Annotated in this window: 23 protein-coding genes and 1 tRNA gene; 23 read left to right on the top strand and 1 reads right to left on the bottom strand. The window is 66.1% G+C overall.

All coding sequences use genetic code 11. The features are described 5' to 3' along the window. Positions 1 to 28: 28 nt before the first annotated feature. The 9 genes from B5F74_RS07715 to B5F74_RS07675 all read left to right on the top strand — a co-directional run bounded on the left by B5F74_RS07715 (position 29) and on the right by B5F74_RS07675 (position 9,556). Positions 29 to 2,053: a hypothetical protein gene (locus tag B5F74_RS07715; RefSeq protein WP_087201397.1), complete on the top strand. Its 2,025-nt coding sequence runs from the start codon at positions 29 to 31 to the stop codon at positions 2,051 to 2,053. Continuing rightward, positions 2,050 to 2,523 carry a hypothetical protein gene (locus tag B5F74_RS07710; RefSeq protein ID WP_087201395.1) on the top strand — a complete coding sequence of 158 codons (474 nt, stop codon included), beginning with the start codon at positions 2,050 to 2,052 and terminating at the stop codon, positions 2,521 to 2,523. Before B5F74_RS07715 ends, B5F74_RS07710 begins: the two co-directional genes overlap by 4 nt. Before the next feature lie 2 nt (positions 2,524 to 2,525). After that, on the top strand, positions 2,526 to 3,011 hold the full coding sequence (locus B5F74_RS07705; protein WP_087201393.1) for a DUF192 domain-containing protein: 486 nt from the start codon (positions 2,526 to 2,528) through the stop codon (positions 3,009 to 3,011). A 67-nt stretch (positions 3,012 to 3,078) separates the two neighbouring features. Further along, positions 3,079 to 3,151 (top strand) — tRNA-Phe (locus tag B5F74_RS07700). A gap of 70 nt (positions 3,152 to 3,221) precedes the next feature. After that, positions 3,222 to 4,286: a cellulase family glycosylhydrolase gene (locus B5F74_RS07695; protein ID WP_066830117.1), complete on the top strand. Its 1,065-nt coding sequence runs from the start codon at positions 3,222 to 3,224 to the stop codon at positions 4,284 to 4,286. 15 nt (positions 4,287 to 4,301) lie between these two features. Beyond that, positions 4,302 to 5,180: a 16S rRNA (cytidine(1402)-2'-O)-methyltransferase gene (gene rsmI, locus B5F74_RS07690; protein ID WP_087201391.1), complete on the top strand. Its 879-nt coding sequence runs from the start codon at positions 4,302 to 4,304 to the stop codon at positions 5,178 to 5,180. 483 nt (positions 5,181 to 5,663) lie between these two features. After that, positions 5,664 to 7,265, top strand: coding sequence for a methionine--tRNA ligase (gene metG / locus B5F74_RS07685; protein WP_087201389.1), 1,602 nt, complete (start codon positions 5,664 to 5,666; stop codon positions 7,263 to 7,265). 367 nt (positions 7,266 to 7,632) lie between these two features. Continuing rightward, entirely contained in the window at positions 7,633 to 8,511 is an 879-nt protein-coding gene (gene rsmA / locus B5F74_RS07680) for a 16S rRNA (adenine(1518)-N(6)/adenine(1519)-N(6))-dimethyltransferase RsmA (RefSeq protein WP_087201387.1), read from the top strand. Further along, positions 8,504 to 9,556, top strand: a complete 1,053-nt coding sequence (locus B5F74_RS07675) for a TatD family hydrolase (RefSeq protein ID WP_087201385.1) — start codon at positions 8,504 to 8,506, stop codon at positions 9,554 to 9,556. Before rsmA ends, B5F74_RS07675 begins: the two co-directional genes overlap by 8 nt. Before the next feature lie 65 nt (positions 9,557 to 9,621). On the opposite strand, the gene B5F74_RS07670 is transcribed toward B5F74_RS07675, so the two are convergent. Further along, the gene (locus tag B5F74_RS07670) at positions 9,622 to 11,049 is read right to left on the bottom strand and encodes an aminotransferase class I/II-fold pyridoxal phosphate-dependent enzyme (RefSeq protein ID WP_087201383.1); all 1,428 of its coding nucleotides are present in this window, start codon (positions 11,047 to 11,049) and stop codon (positions 9,622 to 9,624) included. 121 nt (positions 11,050 to 11,170) lie between these two features. Between B5F74_RS07670 and B5F74_RS07665 the strand changes: the two genes are divergently transcribed. The 14 genes from B5F74_RS07665 to B5F74_RS07600 all read left to right on the top strand — a co-directional run bounded on the left by B5F74_RS07665 (position 11,171) and on the right by B5F74_RS07600 (position 23,456). After that, positions 11,171 to 12,073, top strand: coding sequence for a LysR family transcriptional regulator (locus B5F74_RS07665; RefSeq protein ID WP_158095725.1), 903 nt, complete (start codon positions 11,171 to 11,173; stop codon positions 12,071 to 12,073). 83 nt (positions 12,074 to 12,156) lie between these two features. Further along, positions 12,157 to 12,495, top strand: a complete 339-nt coding sequence (locus B5F74_RS07660) for a hypothetical protein (RefSeq protein ID WP_087201376.1) — start codon at positions 12,157 to 12,159, stop codon at positions 12,493 to 12,495. A 22-nt stretch (positions 12,496 to 12,517) separates the two neighbouring features. Continuing rightward, positions 12,518 to 12,826, top strand: coding sequence for a hypothetical protein (locus B5F74_RS07655; RefSeq protein WP_087201374.1), 309 nt, complete (start codon positions 12,518 to 12,520; stop codon positions 12,824 to 12,826). Positions 12,827 to 13,331: 505 nt separating this feature from the next. Then, the gene (locus tag B5F74_RS07650) at positions 13,332 to 14,453 is read left to right on the top strand and encodes a phosphate/phosphite/phosphonate ABC transporter substrate-binding protein (RefSeq protein ID WP_204212503.1); all 1,122 of its coding nucleotides are present in this window, start codon (positions 13,332 to 13,334) and stop codon (positions 14,451 to 14,453) included. Between the two features lie 203 nt (positions 14,454 to 14,656). After that, a complete protein-coding gene (phnC, locus tag B5F74_RS07645; protein ID WP_087201372.1) occupies positions 14,657 to 15,538 on the top strand; it encodes a phosphonate ABC transporter ATP-binding protein in 882 nt (293 codons plus the stop codon). Beyond that, positions 15,535 to 16,368: an ABC transporter permease subunit gene (locus tag B5F74_RS07640; RefSeq protein WP_087201370.1), complete on the top strand. Its 834-nt coding sequence runs from the start codon at positions 15,535 to 15,537 to the stop codon at positions 16,366 to 16,368. The genes phnC and B5F74_RS07640 overlap by 4 nt, the downstream gene beginning before the upstream one ends. Further along, positions 16,368 to 17,249 carry an ABC transporter permease subunit gene (locus tag B5F74_RS07635; protein WP_087201368.1) on the top strand — a complete coding sequence of 294 codons (882 nt, stop codon included), beginning with the start codon at positions 16,368 to 16,370 and terminating at the stop codon, positions 17,247 to 17,249. Before B5F74_RS07640 ends, B5F74_RS07635 begins: the two co-directional genes overlap by 1 nt. Positions 17,250 to 17,312: 63 nt before the next feature. After that, the gene (locus B5F74_RS07630) at positions 17,313 to 17,774 is read left to right on the top strand and encodes a phosphonate C-P lyase system protein PhnG (protein ID WP_066830086.1); all 462 of its coding nucleotides are present in this window, start codon (positions 17,313 to 17,315) and stop codon (positions 17,772 to 17,774) included. Continuing rightward, positions 17,771 to 18,484 (top strand): phosphonate C-P lyase system protein PhnH, encoded by a 714-nt coding sequence (gene phnH, locus B5F74_RS07625; protein ID WP_087201366.1) that lies wholly within the window; start codon positions 17,771 to 17,773, stop codon positions 18,482 to 18,484. The genes B5F74_RS07630 and phnH overlap by 4 nt, the downstream gene beginning before the upstream one ends. Continuing rightward, positions 18,472 to 19,602: a carbon-phosphorus lyase complex subunit PhnI gene (locus B5F74_RS07620; RefSeq protein ID WP_087201364.1), complete on the top strand. Its 1,131-nt coding sequence runs from the start codon at positions 18,472 to 18,474 to the stop codon at positions 19,600 to 19,602. Before phnH ends, B5F74_RS07620 begins: the two co-directional genes overlap by 13 nt. Further along, positions 19,595 to 20,443, top strand: coding sequence for an alpha-D-ribose 1-methylphosphonate 5-phosphate C-P-lyase PhnJ (locus tag B5F74_RS07615; protein ID WP_087201362.1), 849 nt, complete (start codon positions 19,595 to 19,597; stop codon positions 20,441 to 20,443). Before B5F74_RS07620 ends, B5F74_RS07615 begins: the two co-directional genes overlap by 8 nt. 4 nt (positions 20,444 to 20,447) lie before the next feature. Then, positions 20,448 to 21,329 (top strand): ATP-binding cassette domain-containing protein, encoded by an 882-nt coding sequence (locus B5F74_RS07610; protein ID WP_087201360.1) that lies wholly within the window; start codon positions 20,448 to 20,450, stop codon positions 21,327 to 21,329. 102 nt (positions 21,330 to 21,431) lie between these two features. Continuing rightward, entirely contained in the window at positions 21,432 to 22,706 is a 1,275-nt protein-coding gene (locus tag B5F74_RS07605; RefSeq protein ID WP_066830072.1) for an alpha-D-ribose 1-methylphosphonate 5-triphosphate diphosphatase, read from the top strand. Next, on the top strand, positions 22,707 to 23,456 hold the full coding sequence (locus B5F74_RS07600; protein ID WP_204212499.1) for an ATP-binding cassette domain-containing protein: 750 nt from the start codon (positions 22,707 to 22,709) through the stop codon (positions 23,454 to 23,456). Positions 23,457 to 23,475: the final 19 nt, after the last annotated feature.

The raw sequence follows: 23,475 nt of genomic DNA, 5'->3' as shown, positions 1-23,475 counted from the left end.
GAAGGGCTCCGGCGGGGGAGCGGCCCGCGTGCGCTGGGGCATCGACCTGTTCATAGAGGACGGCGCGTACACGACGCTTGCGGCGGCGGTCACCATATTGGTGGTGCTGACGCTGCTGTTCTCCTCGCTCACGGCGACATGGAGCATGTCGCGTGCGGGAGATGTGCAGGTCAGCGCTGACGCGACCGCGCTTGCTGGCGCCAACGTGGTGTCATCGTACTGCACGGCGGCGACGGTGATGGACGCGTGCGTGCTGAGCCTGGGGCTCGCCGGGTTCATCACCTCGGGGACGGGGCTCGTGCTCACGCTGATCCCCGGCGCGGAGGCGGCGGGTGCCGAGACGCTGCACAAGGGGATACAGATCCTGAAAACGCGCAACACGTTCTCGCAAAGCGTGGGCAAGGCGCTCATGAAGCTCGAGAAGGCCCTGCCGGCGATCATCGCCGCCAACGGGACGAAGACGTGCATGGCGCAGACGACCGATGCGGTCGCGTATATGGGGACCGCGATTCCCGTGCCGTGGAAGTCCGATTCCGATTTCGGCGCGCTCGAGGAGGATGTCGAGACCGATGAGCTCGAGGAGGCGGGCGAGAAGCTCGAGGAATCGGCGCAGGAGATGCAGGAGGCCGCGAAGAAGACCGCGGAGGCCAAAGAGGAGGCGTGGCGCGCCGATTGCGGCAAGGCGGGCAAAAACATGCAGGAGCGCGCGGCCAGCCTTTCGGGCCTGTCCGCCATGGAGAATCCCGATTACCAGTCGAGCGTGAGCTGGCAGCCAAAAATCGCGCTCGACCGCGCGCGTGCGTACTACCGCTGGCGCCTGAGCAACGAGAAGCCCAAGAACAACTCGACCGAAGAGAAGGCGAACTCGGCGGCGCGTCGGGCGTTCTACCAGTTCGCGCGCGATGAGCTGCGCGATGCCGCGGTCGAGCTGCGCGGCGACCATGTGGTCTCGACGGTGCCGCTGCTGCCGAGAAACACCGAGGAGATTCGCCAGAGCTCCCTGTACCGGCGCGCCATGTGGCCCTCGACGATAGAGGACGGCGGCGTCACGCTGCACTACGGAACCGACTGCCCGGGCGCCAAGGGGGACGCGGGGCCGCAGCTCTCGCTGGCAGATGTCGAGCTCGGCAACGCGGTCGAGTGCCCGGAATGCGCGTTCGGCGTGGGCGACGTGGGAAAGACCCCAGCGGCATCGACGTCGATCGACAACGGTTTCGAATACCATCTGCGCGCGTTCACCAAGGCGCTCGATGCGTACGTCGAGTGCCGGAACCGGGAGCTCGAGCTTGAGCGCCAAACGAAGGACGAGGCCGAAAACGCAGGCAACGTCTTTCAGGACATCGCCGACGAGCTGAGCGTGATTCGGCCCAAGATCGCCCCGCCGGGACGCTACGGCTGCATCGGGGTGGTCGGCTCGGGCGAGATCGTGTCGCCCGAGCTGCTCGAGACCGATTTCTCGGAGGCGGTCGAGCTGGGGGAGCGCGGGGCGGTGTCGGCGGCGGCGCTCGCCCGCGACGAGGCGACGCTGCAAAACAACGTGCTCGCGAGCTTCTTCTCCTCGCTGGAGCGCAATGCCGTGCTCGGTGGCGTGGCGGGCATCCTCGGCGCCGTCATGGACCTGTGGGGCGTCCTGCTCGTGGGGTACAGCGCCGCCGGCGAGGGGCTCACCTCGCTGTTCGACCAGTTCGTAGCCGGTGCGGGAGGAATCGGGCTGGGCCCTATCGCCACGTTTCTGCAAGATCTCCTGGGCGCCGCGATTGAGGGGCTCGGCTTGCAGCCTGTCGACATGAGCCTCAGAAAGCCGGTGCTCACGGACACGACGAACGTGCTCGCGCGCTCCGATATTCCCACGCTGTCCAACGTCCAGTCGCTGGTGCGCAGGATTCCGGTCGGCACGACCGATCCCGGCGACATCGCCGAGGCGTTGACGTATATGCCCGTGGCCGAGATCACCTCCTACGAGTTCAGCCTGGGCGAGATCGAGTTCCCGTGGGGCGGGTCGATCCCGTTGACGATTCGGGTCAAAGACGTGATAGAGGCGGTGGGAGGATGAGCGGGCTCAAGGGCTGGATGGGCGAGGAGCGGGCACAGGCGACCGTGGAGATGGCGATCGTCGCGCCCGTGCTGATCGTGCTCGCGCTGGTTGCCTACAACGCGATGATGTTCGCTTCGGCCGTGGCGCGGTTCGACCGCGTGGCGCCCGACGTGGTGCTCGCGCACGCCGTCTCCCCGGTGGGCGACGGGGGCGCCGATGCCGTGACGACGACGGTGGAAGAGCAGCTCGCGCAGGCGATGGCGGAGTGCGGCGTCGAGGTCGAGGTCGTGCTCGAGGGGGAGGACGACCAGGGGCTGGGATCGCTGCTGACGCTCGTGGGCGTCACGCGGACCTACCGGTGCGTGATGCGCTATGCGCCCTGGCCGTCCGCGCTGACGATCGCCGGCGTGGACATGGGGGCGCCGCTGTATCTGGAGCACGAGCGCGCGGTCGTCATCGATCCGTGGCGCCCCGGGGTGGTGATGTAGCGATGCGAGGCGAGAAGGGTCGTGAAGCGCTTGAGCGCGCGCTCGATGAGCTGGGCTGGAGGCCTGCGGAGCTGGTGGTGGCGCGTGGATTCGCGCCAAGGCTGCTCGGCATGACGGTGAGGGGCCCTGTGGGGAGGGGCGGCCTGCCGCTGGTCATGGCGTTCCCCTCGTGCCGGTCGGTCCATACGTGCTTCATGCGCTACCCGCTGGACATCGCCTGCGTGGACGTGCGCGGGCGCGTGCTGGCACTGTACGAGGGCGTGCGTCCGTGGCGGATGGTGTCGTGTCCCGGGGCGGAAGCGGTGCTCGAGCGCGCCTCGCTGCTCGGGGCCGACGGCGGGCGGGTGTCTTGGTGCCGTGCTCAAGACGAGGCGCCGCGAGCATGTGCGGGCGCAGCCCCGTCAGGGGCGCTCGGAGACGGTGCATGGGGAAGCATGCTCGTTGACCTGCGGAGATGGCGTACGGTTCCGCTGTGCCGAAATTTCTGAATTTTCCCCTTGACCCAATTTCGGCATTTGCTAAACTGTACTAGCCGTCGCTTGCGACAGGCGATGTGGCCAGATAGCTCAGTTGGTAGAGCAGAGGACTGAAAATCCTCGTGTCAGGGGTTCGAATCCCTTTCTGGCCACCCTTTGATTGATGAGCGTCCGGCGGAAACGCCGGACGCTTTTTTATTCCGCTCGCAAGGAGGGGTCGGGATGGCAGAGAGAATCCGCGGCGTCAATCTGTCCGGCTGGTTTATCCCTGAGCCTTGGGTCACCCCGTCGCTGTACGCGGCAACGGGGGCCTCGAACGACGTCGAGCTGCAGCAGGCCATGGGTTCTGCGACGTACAGCGACCGCCTGCGCCAGCACTACGAGACGTTCATCAGCGAATTCGATTTCAACCGCATGTCCGCCATCGGCTTCAATGCCGTTCGCCTGCCGGTGCCGTGGTACGTGTTCGGTTCGCAAAGCGATGCGCTCGCGCACATCCCGGCGGTCGATTACGTGGACCGCGCCATGGAGTGGGCCGAGAAGTACGATATGACCGTCCTGCTCGACCTGGCGACCGTGCCCGGCGGGCAGGGTGACTCCAACGAGAGCGCCACCACGCCCGAGACCACGGCGGACTGGCACTCGACGTCCAACGGCCGCCATGTCGCCCTGAACGTTTTGGGCAAGCTCGCCGAGCGCTACGGCACATCTCCGGCGCTGCTCGGCATCGAGCTGCTCGACTCCCCGATCATGAGCGTGCGGCGCGGCCTTTTCAACGTGACGCAGGGCATTCCGAGCCACTACCTGCGCAATTACTACCGCGATGCCTACGAGCTCGTGCGGGCCCACATGCCCGAGGACAAGATCGTGGTGTTCTCCGATTCGGGCCATCCCGAGATGTGGAAGCGCTTCATGAGCGGCGCCAAGTATCAGAACGTGTACATGGATCTGCACCTGTACCACTACCGCGACGACACCGCGGTGGACATCACGTCGCCCAAGGGCATCTCCCAGGCCGTCGCGCGCAACCGCCGACTCATCAAGGAGGCGCGTTCCTGCGGGTTCCCGGTAATCGTGGGCGAGTGGTCCGCCGCCGCCGTGATGTCGAGCTCGACGGTGACCCCGGAGGGTCGCGACGCGTACGAACGCGTCTTCATCTCGAGCGAGCTTGCCAGCTTCGGCGAGGCGGCGGGCTGGTTTTTCCAGACGTGGAAGACCGAGAAGCGCATCCCCGCGTGGGACGCGCGCGTCGCGCTCTCGCCGCTTGAGCGCGCGATGATCGACTAGGCGGGGGTATTCGGCATGCAGTCCGGGCGCCTCTATATCGTGGGCACTCCCATCGGCAACCTCGGAGACCTGACTCCGCGCGCGGCCGACGCGTTCCGCGCGGCCGACGCCATATGCTGCGAAGATACCAGGGTGACGGCGAAGCTTTTGGCCCACCTGGAGATCTCCCGCCCGCTCATCCGGTGCGACGAGAACGTCATCGCGGCGCGCGCCCCGGAGATCGTGGAGCGGGTGCTTGCGGGGGAGATTGTCGCCTTCGCCTCCGATGCGGGCATGCCGAGCGTGTCCGATCCCGGCCAGGTGCTGGTCGATGCCGCGCGCGAGGCGGGGGCGGATGTGGAGGTCATCCCTGGTCCCTCCGCGTGCGTGACGGCGCTCGTGGCGAGCGGCATCTCGTGCGAGCACTTCTTCTTCGAGGGGTTCTTGCCGCGCAAGAACGGCGAGCGCGTACGCCGCCTGCAAGAGCTTGCGCTGGTACCGGGCGCGCTGCTGTTCTATGAGTCGCCGCACCGCGTCGCGGCGTCGCTCGATGCCATCGCGCAGGTGTTTCCCGCGCGCACGGTCGCGCTGTGCCGTGAGCTCACCAAGCTGCACGAGGAGGTTCTGCGCGATAAGGCCCCGCAGCTTGCCGATGCGGTGCGCGAGCGCGGTGAGCTGCGAGGGGAGATGGTCGTCGTCGTGGCGCCGCCCACGGCAGACGAGCTGTCCGGTCTTTGCGGTGCCGTCGCGGCGGATGCGCATGTCGACCCCGACGAGGCGCTTCGCGCCGACATCGAGCAGGCGCTTGCCGCCGGCGAGTCGACCTCGGCGCTCTCGAAGCGCCTGGCGCAGCAGTATTCCCGCAAGAAGCGCGACGTGTACAACCTGATCTTGCAGATGGACGAGCAGCGGTAGGAAAGCTGGGGTTGCGGGCGCCCGCGGGGTGCCTGACGGGCGAGAAGGCGGCCGAGCGGCGTTTCTCGGCCGTTCGTGTCGCGCAGTTTTCGGTATAGATTCCCGATCGTGGCCAATTTACCCGTCGAACCGGGAAGTTCGTTCTGGACTGCAGAAAAAGACAATATAATGTATATCGTACTGGCGCGCTCGGGACGTCTTTTCCCGCAGGGCTGGCAAGAGGGCACAGCTACTCTTCTGGAAGCAGGCGGAATAATAACGTTTAATATTAAGCACTTAGATGACGAGCTCCGGTTCGATGGGTAAATTGACCACGATTCCGAAAAGATAGCGCACGACACCCGCTTAACGGCGCACATGTCCCGCAACATCCGCGGTCTCTCCTTTTTCTGCCCAAGCCGAAGGGGCCCGTGCTGTTTGCGTTACAATGGCGAATTGATTGTGAACCCACTGCAACGTCAATGAGGGGGAGGTCCGCGCGTCATGAGCACGAAACCGTCCTATTACATCACCACGCCTATCTACTACGTGAACGCCGCCCCGCATCTGGGCACGGCGTACTCCACCATCATGGCCGATGTCCAAGCGCGCTTCCGCCGCGCCATGGGCTACGACGTCATGTTCCTGACCGGCATGGACGAGCATGGCCAGAAGGTCGCCGAGGCCGCGGCATCGCACGGCCTGACGCCGCAGGAGTGGTGCGACTCCCAGGCTCCGCTGTTCCACGCGCTGTGGGAGGAGCTCGAGATCTCCAACGACGATTTCATCCGCACCACCGAGAAGCGCCAGGAGCATGCGGTCCAGTACCTGTGGGAGCGCATGAAGGAGGCCGGCTACATCTACAAGGGCAACTACGACGGTTGGTACTGCGTGCCCGACGAGACCTACTTCACCGAGACCCAGGTCGAGAAGGCCGACGAGGAGCGCGGCACCAAAGGCCAGCACCTGTGCCCGGATTGCGGCCGTCCGCTCGAGCGCATTCAGGAGGAGAGCTGGTTCTTCAAGCTCTCCGAGTTCCAGGACCGCCTGCTCAAGCTCTATGACGAGCACCCCGATTTCGTGCAGCCCGATTTCCGCATGAACGAGGTTCGCACGTTCGTCGAGGGCGGCCTGCAGGACCTGTCAGTCTCCCGCAACAACATCGATTGGGGCATCCCGCTGCCGTTCGGCGACGGCCATGTGACCTACGTGTGGTTCGACGCGCTTCTGAACTACATGACGGCGGTTGGCTACGGCGTGGACACCGACGAGGCCCGCGCCGAGCTCGCATACCGTTGGCCCGCGCAGACGCATATCGTGGGCAAGGACATCATTCGCTTCCACTGCGTGATCTGGCCGGCCATGCTCATGGCCATCGGTGAGGCCCTGCCCGAGCACGTGTTCGCCCACGGCTTCTTGACCGTCCGAAACGAGCAGACCGGCAAAGCCGAGAAGATGTCCAAGTCCCGCGGCAACGCCATCGCCCCGCGCGAGGTCATCGACCTCATGGGCGTCGAGGGCTACCGGTACTACTTCATGACCGACGTGGTGCCCGGCTCCGACGGCGCGATCTCGTTCGGCCGCATGAAGCAGGTCTACAACGCGGACCTTGCCAACAGCTGGGGCAACCTCGTGTCGCGGTCGCTGAACATGAGCGCTAAGTACTTCGACGGCTGCGCTCCGGCCAAGCCCGCCGCGACCGACGCGTTCGCCAACCCGCTCGCGCAGGTCGCCGACGGCCTGGTCGAGCGCTATGCGGCCAAGATGGAGACGTTCGCCTACGGCGAGGCGGTCAACGAGGCCATGGAGCTCATCCACGCGGCCAACCATTACATCGAGGATTCCGAGCCCTGGGCGCTCGCCAAGGATCCGGCGCGCGCCGATGAGCTGGCGTTCGTGATCTATAACCTGCTTGAGGCGATCCGCATCTCCGCCCATCTGCTCGCGCCGTTCATGCCCACCACGAGCGCCGAGGCCCTGCGTCGCATCTCGTGCGCCGATGAGGCCGCGACCGACGATCTGGTCGCAGCGTGCGCATGGGGCGGCCTTGCCGGCGGCCAGCCGGTCGAGAAGGGCGACGCGCTGTTCCCGCGCCTGGTCGACTAGAACGACATCGCTCAGTTCGCTTCGCACCCGCCTGTACCCCGCATCGCCTAGAGCCCGGGGTGCGGGCGGGTGCTTTTTGCATGCCGCGGGGGAGGGGTTCGCGCCCGTCGCTGGTGCTGCCGCCTCGCTTATTCATGAAATAGTAAGGGTGTCAAATAAACGAATCCTGGGCAAACGCCGAAAAGGGCTCCGCTGATTCATGAATAAGCGGAGCCTGGGGCCAAGGAGCCGCCGGCCAGCTCGTTTTGCATCCCCGGGTCAAGCGGCAACGGCCCGCGCGTGCAGCGGGCTCATCGGGCTTTTGTGGGCCCGCGGTTCGTGGGGGATAATAGGCGGGATACACCGGCATGATGACGACGGAGACGACATGACGACATCGCCTTTGGCAAATCCCGGCGCCACCCGGGCGCTTCTTGAGACCTATGGCCTGGCGACCAAGCACAGGCTCGGCCAGAACTTCCTGATCGATAACCACGTGATCGAGAAGATCATGGACCTGGCGGCCCTTGACGGATCCGAGCGCGTGGTGGAGGTCGGGCCGGGCATCGGCACGCTTACCTTGGCCCTGCTGCAGGATGCGGCGCGGGTCGTCTCGATCGAGGCCGACGGGGAGCTCGAACCCGTGCTGAGGACCCATGCCCTCGAGCACGACAACTTCGCCTACATCATGGGAGACGCGCTGCGCGTCGCACCCGAGCGGATCGCGGAGGCGTGCGGCGGGGCGCCCGAGATACTCGTGGCCAACCTGCCCTACAACGTCGCCGCGACCATCATCCTGCAGTTCTTCCAGACCATGCCGGACTTGCGCAGCGCCGTCGTCATGGTTCAGAAGGAAGTCGCCGATCGAATCGCCGCGCACCCGGGGACCAAGACATATGGCGGCTACACGGCAAAACTCGGCCTGTATGCGGGTGTGACGGGCCGGTTCGAGGTCCCGCCGCGCTGCTTCATGCCGGCGCCCCATGTGGATTCGGCCGTCGTGCGCCTCGATCGCCATGAGGTGCCGCTCGCGTCGGAAGCCTCCGATGTCGATCGCATCTGCGAGGTCATCGATGCCGCGTTTGCCCAGCGGCGCAAGACGATCCGCAACTCCATGTCGGCATCGGGTTTCGATAAGGCGGCGCTCGATGCCGCGTTCAATGCGTGCGGCATCGCGCCGACGGCGCGCGCCGAAACGCTCGGGGTCGAGGACTTCGTGCGTCTCGCGGCGTGCCTGAGCGGGAAGTGGTGGGAAGACAATGAGTAAGCGGCACGGACAGTCGGGCCAGGTCGGGCTCGTCGAGCAGGATGCGCAAGGTGGAAGCCTCAACCCGACGCTTCGCCTGAGCCTGGCGTATATGAAGAAAAGCAAGGTGTTCGAGCTGCCTTGGGCGGGGGCGCCCGTGGCCGATACCCATGCGCACCTCATGAGCTTTTGGCGCGTCGATCCCGTGTCGGCGCTTGCGCGCGCGGCGGCGGCGGGCGTGGGCCAGCTGACGACCATCTGGGATCCTTTGTCGGATGGCAGGCATGCATCGAGTGCCGCCGAGTTCCATGCGCTGCTCGAGGGCTGGATCGCCGAGGCCCGTGCGCTGTTCGCGCAGGGCGTGGCAGCGGGCGCGGTGGACGAGGCTCGTGCGATGCCCGAGCTGTTCGATCACATCTCGTATCTCGCCGGTGTCCACCCGTACGGCGCGCCGCGCTACACCGATGCGGTCCACGCCCAGGTTGCCGAGGCGCTTGACGATCCGTGGTGCCGCGGCATCGGCGAGATCGGGCTCGATTACCATTTCGACGCCGACGATGACATCGAGGCGGCGCCGCACGATATTCAGATCCATGCCATGGTCCGCCAGCTTGCGCTTGCCCACGAGCATCGGCTGCCCGTCGAGCTCCATCTCCGCCATGAGGACACCGACGATGAGCGCAGCTCGCATGCGGATGCGTATCGCGTGCTGAGCGAGGAGGGCGTCCCGGAGGCGGGATGCGTGCTGCACTGCTTTGGCGAGGATCGGGCCACGATGGAGCGCTTTGCCGGCCTGGGCTGCTACATCGCGTTCGGCGGTGCGGCGACGTTCAAGCGCAACGAGGATGTCCGCGAGGCGTTTTGCGCCTGCCCGCTCGACCTCCTGCTGTTCGAGACGGACTGCCCGTACATGGCGCCGGAGCCCATCCGCGGCCTTGAGTGCGAACCGGCTATGATCTGTCAGACCGCCTTGACGCTGGCGGCGGCGCGCGCCGAGCGCACCGGGGAGCGCGCAGAGGATATCCTGCACGCCGCGTGGGAGAACTCGAAGCGTCTGTTCGGATAGCGGGCGGAGCGTTTTGGACGGGGCGATCCCGCTCACCCCGTCCTTGGGTCCCAGTCCGCCTCGTCTTACGACCGCCCTGCGAGAATGTCTCGGCAGTGGGCGCGCAGATGCCGGATCGTGCCGCGCATGTCCTCCTCTTTGGCCTCGGGATGGATGGCGCAGATGCGCAGGTAGGTCTTGCCGGCGAGTTCCGTCGTGAAGACGCCCGCGTATCCGCTCGCCACGACGCGCCGCGAGATCTCGCGATTGAGCTCGTCGAGCTCGGCGTCGGGATAGCCGGCGGGGGCGAAGCGGAAATTGACCATGGCCATCTGGGCGGGTGAGACGATCTCGATGTCGGGGTCCTTGCGGCACTCGTCCTCGGCCCACCGGGCGAGCGTGAAACCGTGCTCCACGGCAGAGGCCAGGCCGTCGGATCCCATCGCCTGAAGCGTGAACCACAGCTTGAGCCCGCGTGCGGGGCGCGTGAGCTCGGGTCCAAGGTCCCATGGGTTGACAAGGTCGGAGCCGTTCTCCAGGTCTCGCAGGTACTCGGGGTGCGTGCTGTAGGTCTTGAGCAGGTGCGTGCGGTCGCGCACGAGCACCATGCCGCACGAATACGTCTGGAACAGCCACTTGTGCGCGTCCCATGACAGCGAGTCGGCGAGCTCGACGCCGTCGAGCATGTCGCGATAGCGCGTCAGGAGCACGCTTGCGCCGAAGGCGCCGTCGACGTGCATCCAAAGATGCTGCTCGCGACAGATGCGCGCGATATCGCGGAGCGGGTCGACCGATCCCGTGTTGGTGCTGCCCGCCGTGCCCACGACGGCAAACGGGATGAGGCCCGCGCGCCGATCCTCGGCAATGGCCCGCTCGAGCGCCGCGGTATCCATGCGCCAGGCGCTATCGCAGGGAATGGCGTGCACGTGGTCGCGCGGGATCCCGATGATGTGCAGCCCCTTGGCGACCGAGCTGTGCGTCTGTTCCGACACATAGGTCACGCCGCGGCCCCATTGCCCATCTGCCAGCATGGCGTCGCGCGCGGTCGCGAGCGCGGTGAGATTGGCCATCGAGCCACCCGAGACGAACAGGCCGCCTGCGGTCTCGGCGGGAAAACCCGCCTTGCCCGCGAACCAGGCGAGCAGCGTGTCCTCGGCCACGCATCCTGCCGGGTAGTTGGCGAAGCTGCCCGCGTGGCGGTTGTATCCTGCGGCGATGATGTCTCCAAGCCACGAGATGGCAGTGGTGGGGCCGGGGACGAAGCCGAGGAAGCGCGCATGGTCGGCGTTGTAGCCGTAGCCGATGACGTCGTGCTCCATCTCGCGCACCACGTCGTCGAGCTCGCGTCCTTTGTGCGGGATGCCGCGACGACGGATGGCGTCGAGCGTGTCCTGGGGCGCTTCGCAGGACACAGGCCCCTCCGATAGGTGGCGGGTGCGTGCGAACAGCTCGCAGACGAAGCGCACGGCGGCGAGCTCGACATCCGGCTCGGTGGCAGTCCCTTTTGCGTACATGGCGGCGTCCTTCCCTCGATGTGTGACGGTGACCATCGTTGCAGCCGATAAGCTATTTGTACAATTCATAGTTCTGATATATCGTTCAAATAATTTGATGGCAGATGGGAGAGGGCGGACGATGGAGCTCCGACAGGTCGAGACGTTTCTGAAGGTCGCCGAACTCGGGAGCTTCTCGCGCGCTGCCGAACGGCTCGGATACACGCAATCGGCGGTCACCATGCAGATCAAGCAGCTCGAACGGGAGCTGGGCGCCCGGCTGTTCGACCGCATGCCGCGCGGGGCGCGCCTGACCGACCAGGGGAGAGCGTTTGCCTTCCACGCGCGCGAGGCGATCGCGGCGCTCGAGCGCGCCGCCGCGTCGGTGCGCATCCCGGATGCGGACGCCGACCAGCTGGTCGGCACGCTGCGTATCGGCAGCGTCGAATCCGTCGCGACGGCCCTGTTGCCGACGCTGCTCGCCCGATTCCATGAGCGGCATCCGCGTGTGGAGCTCATCGTGTCGACGGCTCGTCTGGAGCGGCTCGCGGAAGGGGTGCTCGACAACACGCTTGACGTGCTGCTCACCATGGACCGCAAGCTCAGCATCGCGCGGCTCGAGCGCACCGTATTGCGCGAGGAGCCCATCGTGTTCGCGGCGTCCTTGCAGATGGCGCAGCAGATCGGGCCCGTGCGCATCGATGAGCTGGCCGGGCTGCCGCTCGTGCTGACCGAGCGCGGCGAGAGCTATCGGCACGAGCTCGAGTGCCTGCTTGCGGAGCGCGACGAGCAGCTGCATCCCGTGGTGGAAACCGGCAATACCGAGACGCTGGTCCATCTGGCGGAGCAGGGTGTGGGCATCGCGTTCCTGCCGCGCTTCTCGGTGGCGCACTCCCTGCGCAGGAAGAGCCTGGTCGAGCTCGCATGCGATATAGAGCCCATTTCCATGTGGATTCAGGCGTTCACGCACGAGGCGAAGCCCGTCTTCCGCGCCATGGCTGCCTTCATGGAGATGCTACGCGTGCACTTTGAGTACACCGCATGAGCGCGCATGCGTACTAAGTTTAAGGGTTAACAGGCGGTCGGCGCCGTATGGAGCGGTGGCCGGCGAGACGAGGGGATGCGGGCATGGCCGAGATCGAGAAGAGGGCTATCGAGCAGGATGGCGCCGCGGCTGGTGGCCAGGCGGCGTCAGTCGCCGATACGACGCATCGGCGCTCAGTCGACCGCGATATCATGCGCAGCCTGCCGGGTACGCATGCGATGTACGGCATGATCGCCGGCGCGATCATCGCCTATGCGCTCTCGCTGGTCGGCACGGCGATCGACAGCGATCTGCTGTTCCGCGGCGGCAACATGGTGTGCTTCAGCCTGCTGATCATCGGCGGTCTTACGTATTTCCATTCCTATACAACGGCAAAGCGGCTGACGCGCGAGCGTCGCGCCGAGCAGGGTGCACGTCGCTAGACGGCAAGGGGGACCACGGCTCATGAGCAAGAAGAAGAGCAATGTCGACAAGATTCGCGAGGCGAAGGAGCGCGAGCGCGCAAACGCCCGCGAGCGCTCGGTGGATAACGACATCCTGTTCTCGCTGCCGGTGACCAAGGTGATGCTTGCGGCGCTTGCCGTCGCCATCGTGCTGTACGTGCTGTCGTATGTGGGCGAGGTGTTCGGCGTGGGCGCGCTTCAGCACTATGGGCACGTGGCGAGCTACGTGCTGTTCGCGCTGACCTTCTTTTTGCTGGTGGTGGCCCGTGTTCAGGCAAAGAAGCTGACGAGGGAGCGCCGCGGGCAGTAAGTCGTTCGGGGCCTGATGACACAGAGCGGACCGTTTGGCACGCTAAAGGGGGTTAGTAAAAGCCTTTAGCGTGCCAAACGGTCCGTTCTGTGTCATCAGGCCCTTCTTCGCCCCTTTCGCAAGACACGGCGGCCGATCGGTGTTTCCGCAAATCGCACCGGCCCCGAATATGTTCTGGACGATGCCCTGACATTCCAAACACTGCGCCAACAAACGTGCGCCTTTTGGTGCGCGGCCGTCCCCAGCCCTTACATAGATGAAAAAACGCGTCGCTCTGCTTACGAAAACCGACATCGATTTGCCTGAATCCCTACTGAGCAAGGGGCGTGTTATCGCTCCCACAGAGGTCGCGTAAACATCAATCAGCGCTTTGCAACGAATCGCGTGCGGCGATCTTTGGGCCGCGAACGGTGCGTACCATCTTCTCCGTCGACTCACGAGGCCTTGCGCCCCGCGAGAGCATGCATTCAGTCAGCCGGGCATCCGGCATCCGAGAGGAGAAGAAGTGCGCAATCTCACCGAAACTCAGCTGTCTCGTCGTTCCTTCCTTGGCCTGTTCGGCGCCAGCGCCGTTGTGGCCGGCCTCGGCCTTGCCGGTTGCGGCGGCAATGATGCCGGCAAGGGCGGTGCCGCCACCGGCACCGATTCCGGTTCCGCCAGCACTGCGTCCGATGGCGAGACGCTCGATAAGATCACGATGGTGTGGCTGCCCAACGAGTCCGCCGCTGAGTTCGACGCCGGCCGCGAGGAGTTCGGCCGCGTCCTGTCCGAGTACGCCGGTGTCGAGGTCGAGCTCATGACCACCACCGACTACAACGTCGCCATCGAGGCCATCTCCTCGGGCAAGGCCCAGATGGCCAACCTCGGCGCCGAGGGCTACATCCAGGCTCAGGAGAAGAACGAGAACGTCCACGCCCTGTTCACCACCTCCGACACCGAGGGCACGCTCGATGGTGCCAAGTACTACAGCCGCATCGCCGTGCCGGCCGACCAGATGAGCGAGTACGAGGACGCCGAGAGCGAGACCGGCTACTCCATCAAGAACATCAAGGGCAAGCGCATGAGCTTCGTCTCCCAGACCTCGACCTCCGGCTTCAAGGTTCCCTGCAACGCCATCATGACCGAGTTCCCCGATGACGTGACCTCCACCGACGAGCTGGCCCAGCCCGGCTTCTTCTCCCAGGTCCTGTTCGGCAACTCCCACCCCGGTTCCTGCGTGAACCTGCTGCAGGGCGACGCCGACGTGGCCGCCTTCGACGATATCGACGTCGACATGTACCTCGCGGTGCCCGAGGGCGAGCGCGACGCCGTAAACCAGCCCGGCTCCGTCTACGGCGTTGCCGAGGGTGCCGCCCAGCCCTTCGACCGCGTCCAGGGCAAGGAGTTCGGCATCATCCAGTCCACGCCCGTCCTGAACGGACCCATCGTCTACAACGCCGACGTGCTTCCCGAGGACATCAAGGACAAGATCCTCGAGGGCATGACCTCCACCGAGGTCGCCGACAACGAGCAGCTGTTCGCGCCCGAGGACGCCGAGGGCACCGGAGCTATCTGGAGCAAGGGCGACACCGCCGGCTTCATCGCGGTCGATGACGAGTGGTACGACCCCATCCGCGCGCTTGCGTAAATCGGTTGGTTGGGGACGGGTTCGTCTCAACCCATCTCCCGGAGGTTCGCGCAGAGGCGCACGCCGAAGGGGTGTTCCCGGCATGCAAAAGTGCACGCGAAAGGTACGTCCCCAATTTGCACTTTGCGCCGGGCGCCCCGTGGCGGGCGCCCGCGTTTTCCCATGCAGGTCTGCAGGTATCTGAGCAAAAGAGATGGAGAAGCATGAGCACATCGAATCATCTGCTGGTCATCGACGATCTGGGCAAAAGCTACGAAGCCCGTCGTCGCGGCGCTGCGGAGGGGACCGCGAGCGCGCTTTCGGGCGTGAGCTTCACGGCGGACCCCGGAGAGTTCATCACCGTGATCGGTCCTTCCGGCGCCGGCAAGTCGACGCTGCTGCGCAGCATCAACCGCCTGATCGAGCCGACCGAGGGCACCATCACCTTCGATGGGCGCGACATCACCCACCTCGGCCGCGGCAAGCTGCGCGAGGTCCATCGCGAGATCGCGATGATCTTCCAGAACTACAACCTGGTGTATCGCCTGACCGCCATCCAGAACGTGCTGCACGGTCGGCTTGGGTACAAAAACGCGCTTGCGGGCAGCCTGGGCCTCTACACCGAGGAGGAGAAGCTGCACGCCTTCGAGCTGCTCGACGAGGTCGGATTGGGCGAGTTCGCCTACCGCCGCGCCGATCAGCTGTCCGGTGGCCAGAAGCAGCGCGTGGGCATCGCGCGCTCGCTGATGCAGGAGCCCAAGATCATGCTGTGCGACGAGCCGATCGCGAGCCTTGACCCCAAGAGCTCGCGCATGGTGATGGATACGCTGCAGCGCCTGACCCGTCAGCGCGGGATTACGTGCATCGTCAACCTGCACCAGGTCGATTTCGCGCTCGAGTACTCCGATCGCATCATCGGCCTGCGCGCCGGCCAGAAGGTGTTCGAGGGCACGCCCGACGAGGCGACGCCGCAGGTCATCCGCAGCATCTACGAGGGTCAGATGGACGAGGTCGTCGACGTCTCCATCAACGCGCCTGCGGCCATCCCGACCCTTGTCGGCGAGGGAATGGCCGTGTCCGCCGAGGCCGCGGGAGGTGCGCGATGAGCGCCGCGCAGGCGGCTGCGCGCACAAGCGACGCCGCGGCCCCCGACCTGTCTTGGTTCCGCCGTCGCCAGGCGCGCACCCTCGCCGCGCTGGTCGCGATCGTCGTGCTGTTCCAGCTGTGCTCGCTGATCTGCAACTTCAGCCTCGGATACGCGGTCAGCTCCATCCCGGCGGCGTTCGTGTGGATGTTCCAGAACTTCGTGCCGACGGTCGAGTCGCTCGCCAACCTGCCGATGGTGGTGGAGCAGACGATCTCGACGGCACTCGATTCCGTGGCCGCCACGGTCATCGCCGCGGTCTGCGGCATCGCGTTCTCGGTCCTTGGCTCCTCCTCGATCGGCGTCGAGTGCGCGCCCGTGCGCGGCGTGATCCGCGCGATCGCGAGCATCTTCCGCAACATCCCGATGATCGCCTGGGCGCTGCTGCTGCTCCTGTCGTTCAAGCAGAACGAGTTCACGGGCTTCCTCGCGCTGTTCTTGACGACGTTCGGCCAGCTCATGCGCTTCTTCTTGGATACGTTCGACGAGATCCCCACAGGGCCCGTCGAGGCGCTGCGCAGCTGCGGCGCCTCCTACTGGCAGGTGGTGTTCCAGGCGGGCCTGCCGCTCGCAGTGGCCGACCTCATGAGCTGGATGCTCTACATGGTCGAGACCAACATCCGCTCGGCGACGCTCATCGGCCTGCTCACGGGCACGGGCATCGGTTTCGTGTTCAACCTGTACTACACGTCGTTTCGCTATGACACGGCCGGCCTGGTCATCGTGGTGACCATCGTGTTCGTGCTGGTCATCGAGGCGATTTCGAATGCGGCGAGGAGGTCGATGATCTAATGACGAGCGCAACTCTGACCAAGGGCGCGGCCGATGTGCTCGAACGCGACGCGCGCGGACACATCCGCCTCACCTCGGTGCGCGAGCGCAACCTCTCGGTGCAGCTCACCCTCATCGTGCTCGTGGCGCTCACCGTGGTGACGTTTGCGCGCATGGGGTACGGCACGGTCGACCTGCTCGCGGCGGCATGCCAGGCGTTCGCCGATTTCGGGGCGATGATGCTGCAGCCCGCTCTCGACCCGCCGTTCGGCGCGGGCCACTTCACCTGGGGCACCGTGATCGAGAGCGCGGTCATCACCGTCGCGATCACCGCGATTTGCACCGTGCTGTCGGCCATCGTGTCGTTCTTCTTGGCGCTTGCCGCGGCGGCGAACCTCTCGAGCCCGGTCGCGTCCAACATCGTGAAGGGCTTCGTCGCCATCATCCGTTCCATCCCGACCATCTTGTGGGTGCTCGTGTTCACGGTCGCCATCGGACTCGGCTCGGAAGCCGCGGTGCTCGGCATCTCGTTCCACTCTATCGCCTATCTGGTGAAAAGCTACTCGGAGAGCTTCGAGGAGATCGATGAGGGCGTGATCGAGGCGCTGCGCGCGAGCGGCGCGAGCTTTTGGCAGGTCGTGTTCCAGGCCGTGACGCCCGCGACGATCACCAAGTTGCTGTCGTGGACCTTCATTCGCTTGGAGATCAATTTCACCAACGCCGTGGCCGTGGGCGCCTTCGCCGGCGCGGGCGGCATCGGATTCCAGCTGTATCAGGCGGGCAGCCGCTACTACAACCTCCATGAGGTCGGCGTGATCGTGTACGTCTGCCTGATCGTGGCCTTTGTGCTCGAGTTCGTGAGCGTGCGCCTGCGCAAGCGCTACATCCTGGCCGACTCGTAAGCCCACGGTCGATCGGGGCAGGTCCCCATCGTGACTACTAAGAAGTAAGGAGAACAACCGCACATGTTATCGAGACGGGCGAGGACCGAGATCCTCGTGGAGAGCGGGCCCGCGCTGGCGCATGACGCGGCGCGTGCCATCGAGCGCGAGCTCGAGGTGCGCGTGGTCGTGCCGCCGCGCCAGGGGCTGGTGATGAACCAGGTGCGCGAGACCGCGCGCAACAGCCGGTTTTACCTGGGCGAGGCGCTCATGAGCGAGTGCCGCGTGCGCATCGGCGATGTGGAGGGGCTCGGCGTGGTGCTGGGCGCCGACGGCGCGTTCGCGCGCAGCCTGGCGACCATCGACGCCGCCTATGCGGTCGAGCCGACGCCGCGTGTCGTGGCCGAGATCGATCGCAGGATCGACGACGCCGGGCGCGAGCTGGAGCGGCGTCGCGCGCAGGAGGCGGCAGTCGTCATGGGCTCGCGCGTGAGCTTCGATGAGATGGGCGGTCAGGATATGAGCGTGCAGGCGGTGGCGAAATGATGCGCGAGGTGTTTGAGCGCGAGTCCGCTGCCGACGATCGCGCGTTCTATCTGCAGCGCGCGTTCCGTGCGCTGCTCGACGCCATGGCGCGTCCCGGAGAGGTGACGGAGCTCGCTGCCCGTGCACAGGGCGACGTGGCGGATGCGGACGCCTCCGGGCTTCCCGAGTCCGCGCTGGTGCTGGCCGATGTGGTGCTGGATGCGGCGACATCGGTCGCGGTGGCGGGACCCGCGGGGGATGTCGCCGCGACGGTGCTCGCCCGCAGGACCCATGTGGCCATGCGCGATGCCCAGACGGCGGCCTTCGGCTTCGTGCCCGCATCGGTTCGCGGGCAACAGGCGCGGGCGTTCGTCACGGCGCTGTCTGCGGGAACGCTGCTCGACCCGCAGCTCGGCGCCACCTGCATCGTCGTGTGCGACACGCTGCTCGGCTCCGACCGCGACGGCTGCCTCACGGGCGCACGTGCCGGCGGGGCGGACGTGTCGTCTTGGGAGCTGTCCGGCCCCGGCATCCGCGAGACGGCGCGCATCGAGCTCGACCGTACGGAGATCGTGGAGGCCCGCCTCGAGCGCGGCGACGAGTTCCCGTGCGGCATCGACCTGGTCTTCGTCGATGCGGCCGGCCACGTGCTGTGCCTGCCGCGCACGACGCGCGTCCGTCGCCTGGATGAGGCGGCGCTAGAAGAAGGGGGTGCCGCATGGGGTATGTAGCGGTGACCGGAGGCGAGCAGGCCATCGCGACCTCGCTCGACCTCATCGAACGCAAGCGCGTGGCCGGCGAGCTCGCGCTCGACGTGGACACCATCTTGTCCTGCCTGCCCGAATTGGTTCAGCAGGTGGAATCCGAGGGCTCGCTGTGGGCGCCCGAGGTCGCGGCGACCGCCGTCAAGCAGGCGTGCGGATCGGTGGAAGAGGCGGTGTTCCTCATGCGCGCCTACCGCTCCACGCTTGAGCGGCTCTACACCTCGCGCGTGATCGACACCGACGAGATGCGCGTCGACCGCCGCATCTCCGCTGCGTTCAAGGACATCGAGGGCGGCCAGATTCTCGGCGCCACGCGCGATTACTCGCATCGTCTCATCGAGTTCGAGCTGGCCGACGAGACGCAGGCCTCGGTGCGCGACCGGGCGCGCGAGCTGGCGGAGCGCCTGGCAGGCACCGCCGTGCCTGCTACCCCCGACGCGCTTGCCCGCGTGCCCCGCGTGCTGACCTACCTGCGCTCCATCGACATGGTGCGCGACTGGCCGGTCGACGACACCGAGCCGGTCGACATCACCAAGACCCCGCTGTCGTTTCCCGCGCCGCGCAGCGTGATCCTGCAGGCTCTGTCACGCGGCCTCACGCAGGCGGTCATCGCGATCGGCTACGCGGCGATTCGCGGTTTCGGCCTGTCGCACCCCACGGTGGGCGAGCTGCGCCGCGGTTCGGTCGCCGTCGAGATCGACGCACCCGGCGCCGTGGCCGACGCGCCGGCGGAGGACGCCTATTACCTGGGCTCCATCCCGGTGACCGAGGTCGAGAGCCTGATCGTGGCCGACGAGGTGGACGAGCAGGGCGAGCACCGCTCGGCGCTCGACGTGGGCTACGGCCTGGTGGTGGGCACCGATGAGAGCAAGGCCATCGCCATGAGCGTGCTCGACCACAGCCTGCGGGCGGACGACGTGCGATTCCCCACGCAGGACCAGGAGTTCGTCCTCTACCACATCGACGGCGTCGAGGCGACCGGCTTCATCTCCCATCTCAAGCTGCCCCATTACGTGACGTTCCAGAGCAAGCTCGACTCGGCGCTGCGCTCTGTTGCCGAGAAGGGAGGCGAGGCCGATGCGTAAGAACTACAACTTCGCCTTCTTGGACGAGGGCTCCAAGCGCGAGATCCGTCGCGCCATCCTCAAGGGCGTGGCAATTCCCGGCTACCAGGTGCCGTTCGCGAGCCGCGAGATGCCCATCGGGCGCGGCTGGGGCACGGGCGGCCTGCAGCTGACGCTTTCGTGCATCGGGCCGGATGACGTCCTCAAGGTCATCGACCAGGGCTCCGACGCGAGCGTGAACGCCGTGTCGATTCGCGGCCTCGTCCACGAGACGACCGGCGTGGACACCACGACGGCCACGCAGGACGCCACGCTCATCCAGAGCCGCCACCGTATCCCCGAGCGCCCGCTCGCCCGCGACCAGCTGCTTGTGCTGCAGGTTCCTATGCCCGAGCCGCTGCGCACCTACGAGGCGCGCGAGACGGTGACCAAGCGCCTGCACGCCGAGGCGGAGTACACCGGTGCCTATCTGGAGCTGTTCGAGCAGATCGTGCGCTACGGCACCACGACCACGGGCGCCGACCATCCCGTGATGGTCGAGGGGCGCTACGTCATGGCGCCGAGCCCCATTCCCCGTTACGACAACGCCAAGCTCAACATGGCCGAGAACCTCACGCTGCTGGGTGCCGGACGCGAGAAGAAAATCTACGCGGTGCCGCCCTACACCCATGTCGAGTCGCTCGCCTTTGATGACTATCCCTTCGTGACCGAGGAGTTCGAGGGCGCGAGCTGCCATGTGTGCGGGGCGACGGGCGTGTACCTCACCCAGACCGTCGACCCTGTAACCGGTGAGCAGGTGTGGCAGTGCTCCGACACCGATTTCTGCGCGCAGCATGCCGCCGAACAAGAAAGCGAGGCGTGAGACCATGGTGACGCCACAGACAACTCCCGTGCCCGTCGAGCACGTCTTTTGCGATGACGCGCCCGTGCTCAAGGTATGCGGGCTCTCCAAGCGCTTCGGCGCCGGCTGCCCGTATTGCGCCGATCCCCGTGCCGAGCTCGAGCGCAACATCTGCCCCGTGTGCGGTACGGTGCACGCGGTTCGCAACGTGTCGCTCGAGGTGCATCCCGGCGAGATCCTGGGCATCGTGGGCGAGTCGGGCTCCGGCAAGTCGACGCTCATGCAGTGCCTCTACTTCGACCAGGACCCGACTGAGGGCGATATGCGTGTGGCCGCGTTCGACGGGGGCGCCGCGAACTGCTTCGACGTGTCGCGCCAGCAGCAGCGCTACATCCGCGACCGGATCTTCGGCATGGTCTACCAGAATCCCTACCTGGGTCTGCGCATGAATTTCTCGAGCCTCTCCAACATCGCCGAGAAGCAGATCGCGGCCGGCGTGCGCGACGTGCACCACATGGTGAAGCGCGGCGAGGAGCTGCTCGAGCGCGTGAAGATCCCTTTGCGCCGCAAGCAGGATCCGCCCCGTGCGTTTTCCGGCGGTATGCAGCAGCGCGTTCAGATCGCCAAGGCGCTCTCCAACGAGCCGCCGATGCTGTTCTTAGACGAGGTGACCACGGGTCTGGACCTGTCGGTTCAGGCGCGCGTGCTCGACCTGATCTTGCAGCTGCGCCGCGACCTGGGCGTGTCGATGGTCGTGGTCAGCCATGACCTGGGCGTGATCCGCCTGCTCGCGGACCGCACGATCGTCATGCTCGACGGCCAGGTCATCGAGCACGGCCTCACCGATCAGATCATGCAGGACCCGCAGCACGCGTACACGCAGGAGCTCGTCTACTCCCTGCTGTAATCCAGCTTTCTGTCCATGGGGGACGGGTTCTGAGGCAGGCAGTACGCCTGATGCGTGTTGACCCCGTCCCAAACGTATCACGCGATCCAAGGAGGTCGTTCCTTGTACGTCATTCGCAACGGAATCATCGTGCAGCCCGATCGGCTGCTGTTCGGCTACGAGCTCGTGGTAGTCGAGGACCGCATCGAGGCGATTCAGCGCCAAGGGGCGCTCGACGCCGAAGCGGCAGGTGCCGGCATCATCGATGCGCACGGGGGCTACGTGGTGCCCGGTCTCATCGATATCCATTCCGACTACATCGAGACGGTGATCTCGCCGCGCCCGACGGTGCTGATGGATTTCCCGACCGCGCTGTTCGAGGCCGAGCGCGAGCTGCTCGCCCACGGCATCACGACGATGTTCCACTCCCTTTCGGTGTACGGCAACGACAAGATGGACGTCAAGCCGGTACGCCAGTGGGACCGCACCGAGCAGATCATGGCGCTCATCTCGCGCGCCAAGCGCACCGAGGGCCGCAACGCCCATCTGATCCGCCATCGCCTGCACCTGCGCCTGGAGATCGATAACGTCAATCTGGTCGAGCAGGTCGAGCACCACCTGCGCGCCGGCGAGATCGACGAGCTCTCCTTCATGGACCACACGCCCGGCCAGGGCCAGTACCGCGACATGGAGATCTGGCGCAAGTCGTTCCGCGGCAAGTCGCTCTCCGAGCAGGAAGCCGCCGCCATGGCGGCCGACGCCCAGGCCGCGCCCAAGCTGAGCTACGAGCAGCTCAGCTACCTCGCCGGCATCGCGCGCGAGCAGGGCATCGCGCTGGCGAGCCATGATGACGACTCGATCGACAAGCTCGATCTCATGCGCGAGCTCGGCTGCACGATTTCCGAGTTCCCCATCTCGCAGGAGGTCGCCGCCGCCGCGGTCGAGCGCGGCATGTTCACGGTCATGGGCACCCCGAACATCCTGCTCGGCAAGAGCCATTCGGGCAACCTGTCCGCGCGCGATGCGGTGCGCGCCGGCGTGGCCCGCTGCCTGTGCTCGGACTACTATCCCACGGCTATGCTCCAAAGCGCGTTCGTGTTGCACCGCGACTTCAAGCTGCCGCTCGAGCAGGCGTTCGCCATGCTCACCATCAATCCCGCCCGCGCGGTCAAGATCGACGGTATGCTGGGCAGCCTCGAGGAGGGCAAGAAGGCCGACATCCTGGTGGTGCGCGAGGTCGAGGAGGGCCAGCGCTCCTATCCGGTCATCACGGCGACGCTGGTCGATGGTCGCGTGGTGAGTCGCATGTGGTATCCCGCCCTGCCGTCCATGTCGGCGCGCTTCGCCGTCGACGCGGCGACGCTCGAGGAGACTGTGACCGATCTGGAGGTGCGCTAGATGAATATCAGCTCGGTTGCCGTTTCCGGCGAGGCTCCGGCGCCCGCCGACGCCGTGCGCCCCATGCTCGACATCCAGGACCTGTCGAAGGGCTTTACCCTGCATGCCGCCGACCGCCGCGTGCGCGGCTGCGAGCACATCTCGCTTTCCATCGCCCCCGGCGAGTTCGTGGGCATCACCGGCCGCTCCGGTTCGGGCAAGTCCACGATCCTCAAGTGCATCTACCGCACGAATCTGCCCGAGACCGGCTCCATCTGGTACGACTCGGCCGCGTTCGGGATGGTCGACCTTGCGCGGCTTGATGAGCGCCGCGTCATCTACCTGCGCAATTACGAGATCGGCTACATCTCCCAGTTCCTCGATTGCGTGCCGCGCACCACTGCGCGCGAGATCGTGGAGGCGAGCGCCGCCGAGGCGTTCGACGACCCGCGGGTGATCGAGTCCGAGACCGTGCGCATGCTCGAGCATTTCGATTTTCCCCGCGAGCTGTGGGACCTGTATCCCAACACCTTCTCCGGCGGCGAGAAGCTGCGCTTGAACATCGCCCGCGCCATGGTGCGCCGTCCGCGCCTGCTGCTGCTCGATGAGCCGACGGCGAGTCTGGACAACGCGAGCAAGGTCAAGGTCCGCGATCTGATCGAGCAGCTCAAAGAGGGCGGCACCACGATGCTCGGCATCTTCCATGACCTTGAGTTCATGGAAGGCGTCTGCGACCGCGAGTACAATATGCAGGCCGGCGAGATGCGCTAGCGGTCGTCGCCGCATCAGA

The organism is Collinsella sp. An271, assembly GCF_002159695.1.
In the GTDB taxonomy this organism is placed as follows: Bacteria; Actinomycetota; Coriobacteriia; order Coriobacteriales; family Coriobacteriaceae; genus Collinsella; species Collinsella ihumii.
This window is presented reverse-complemented; position numbering and strand designations above follow the sequence as displayed.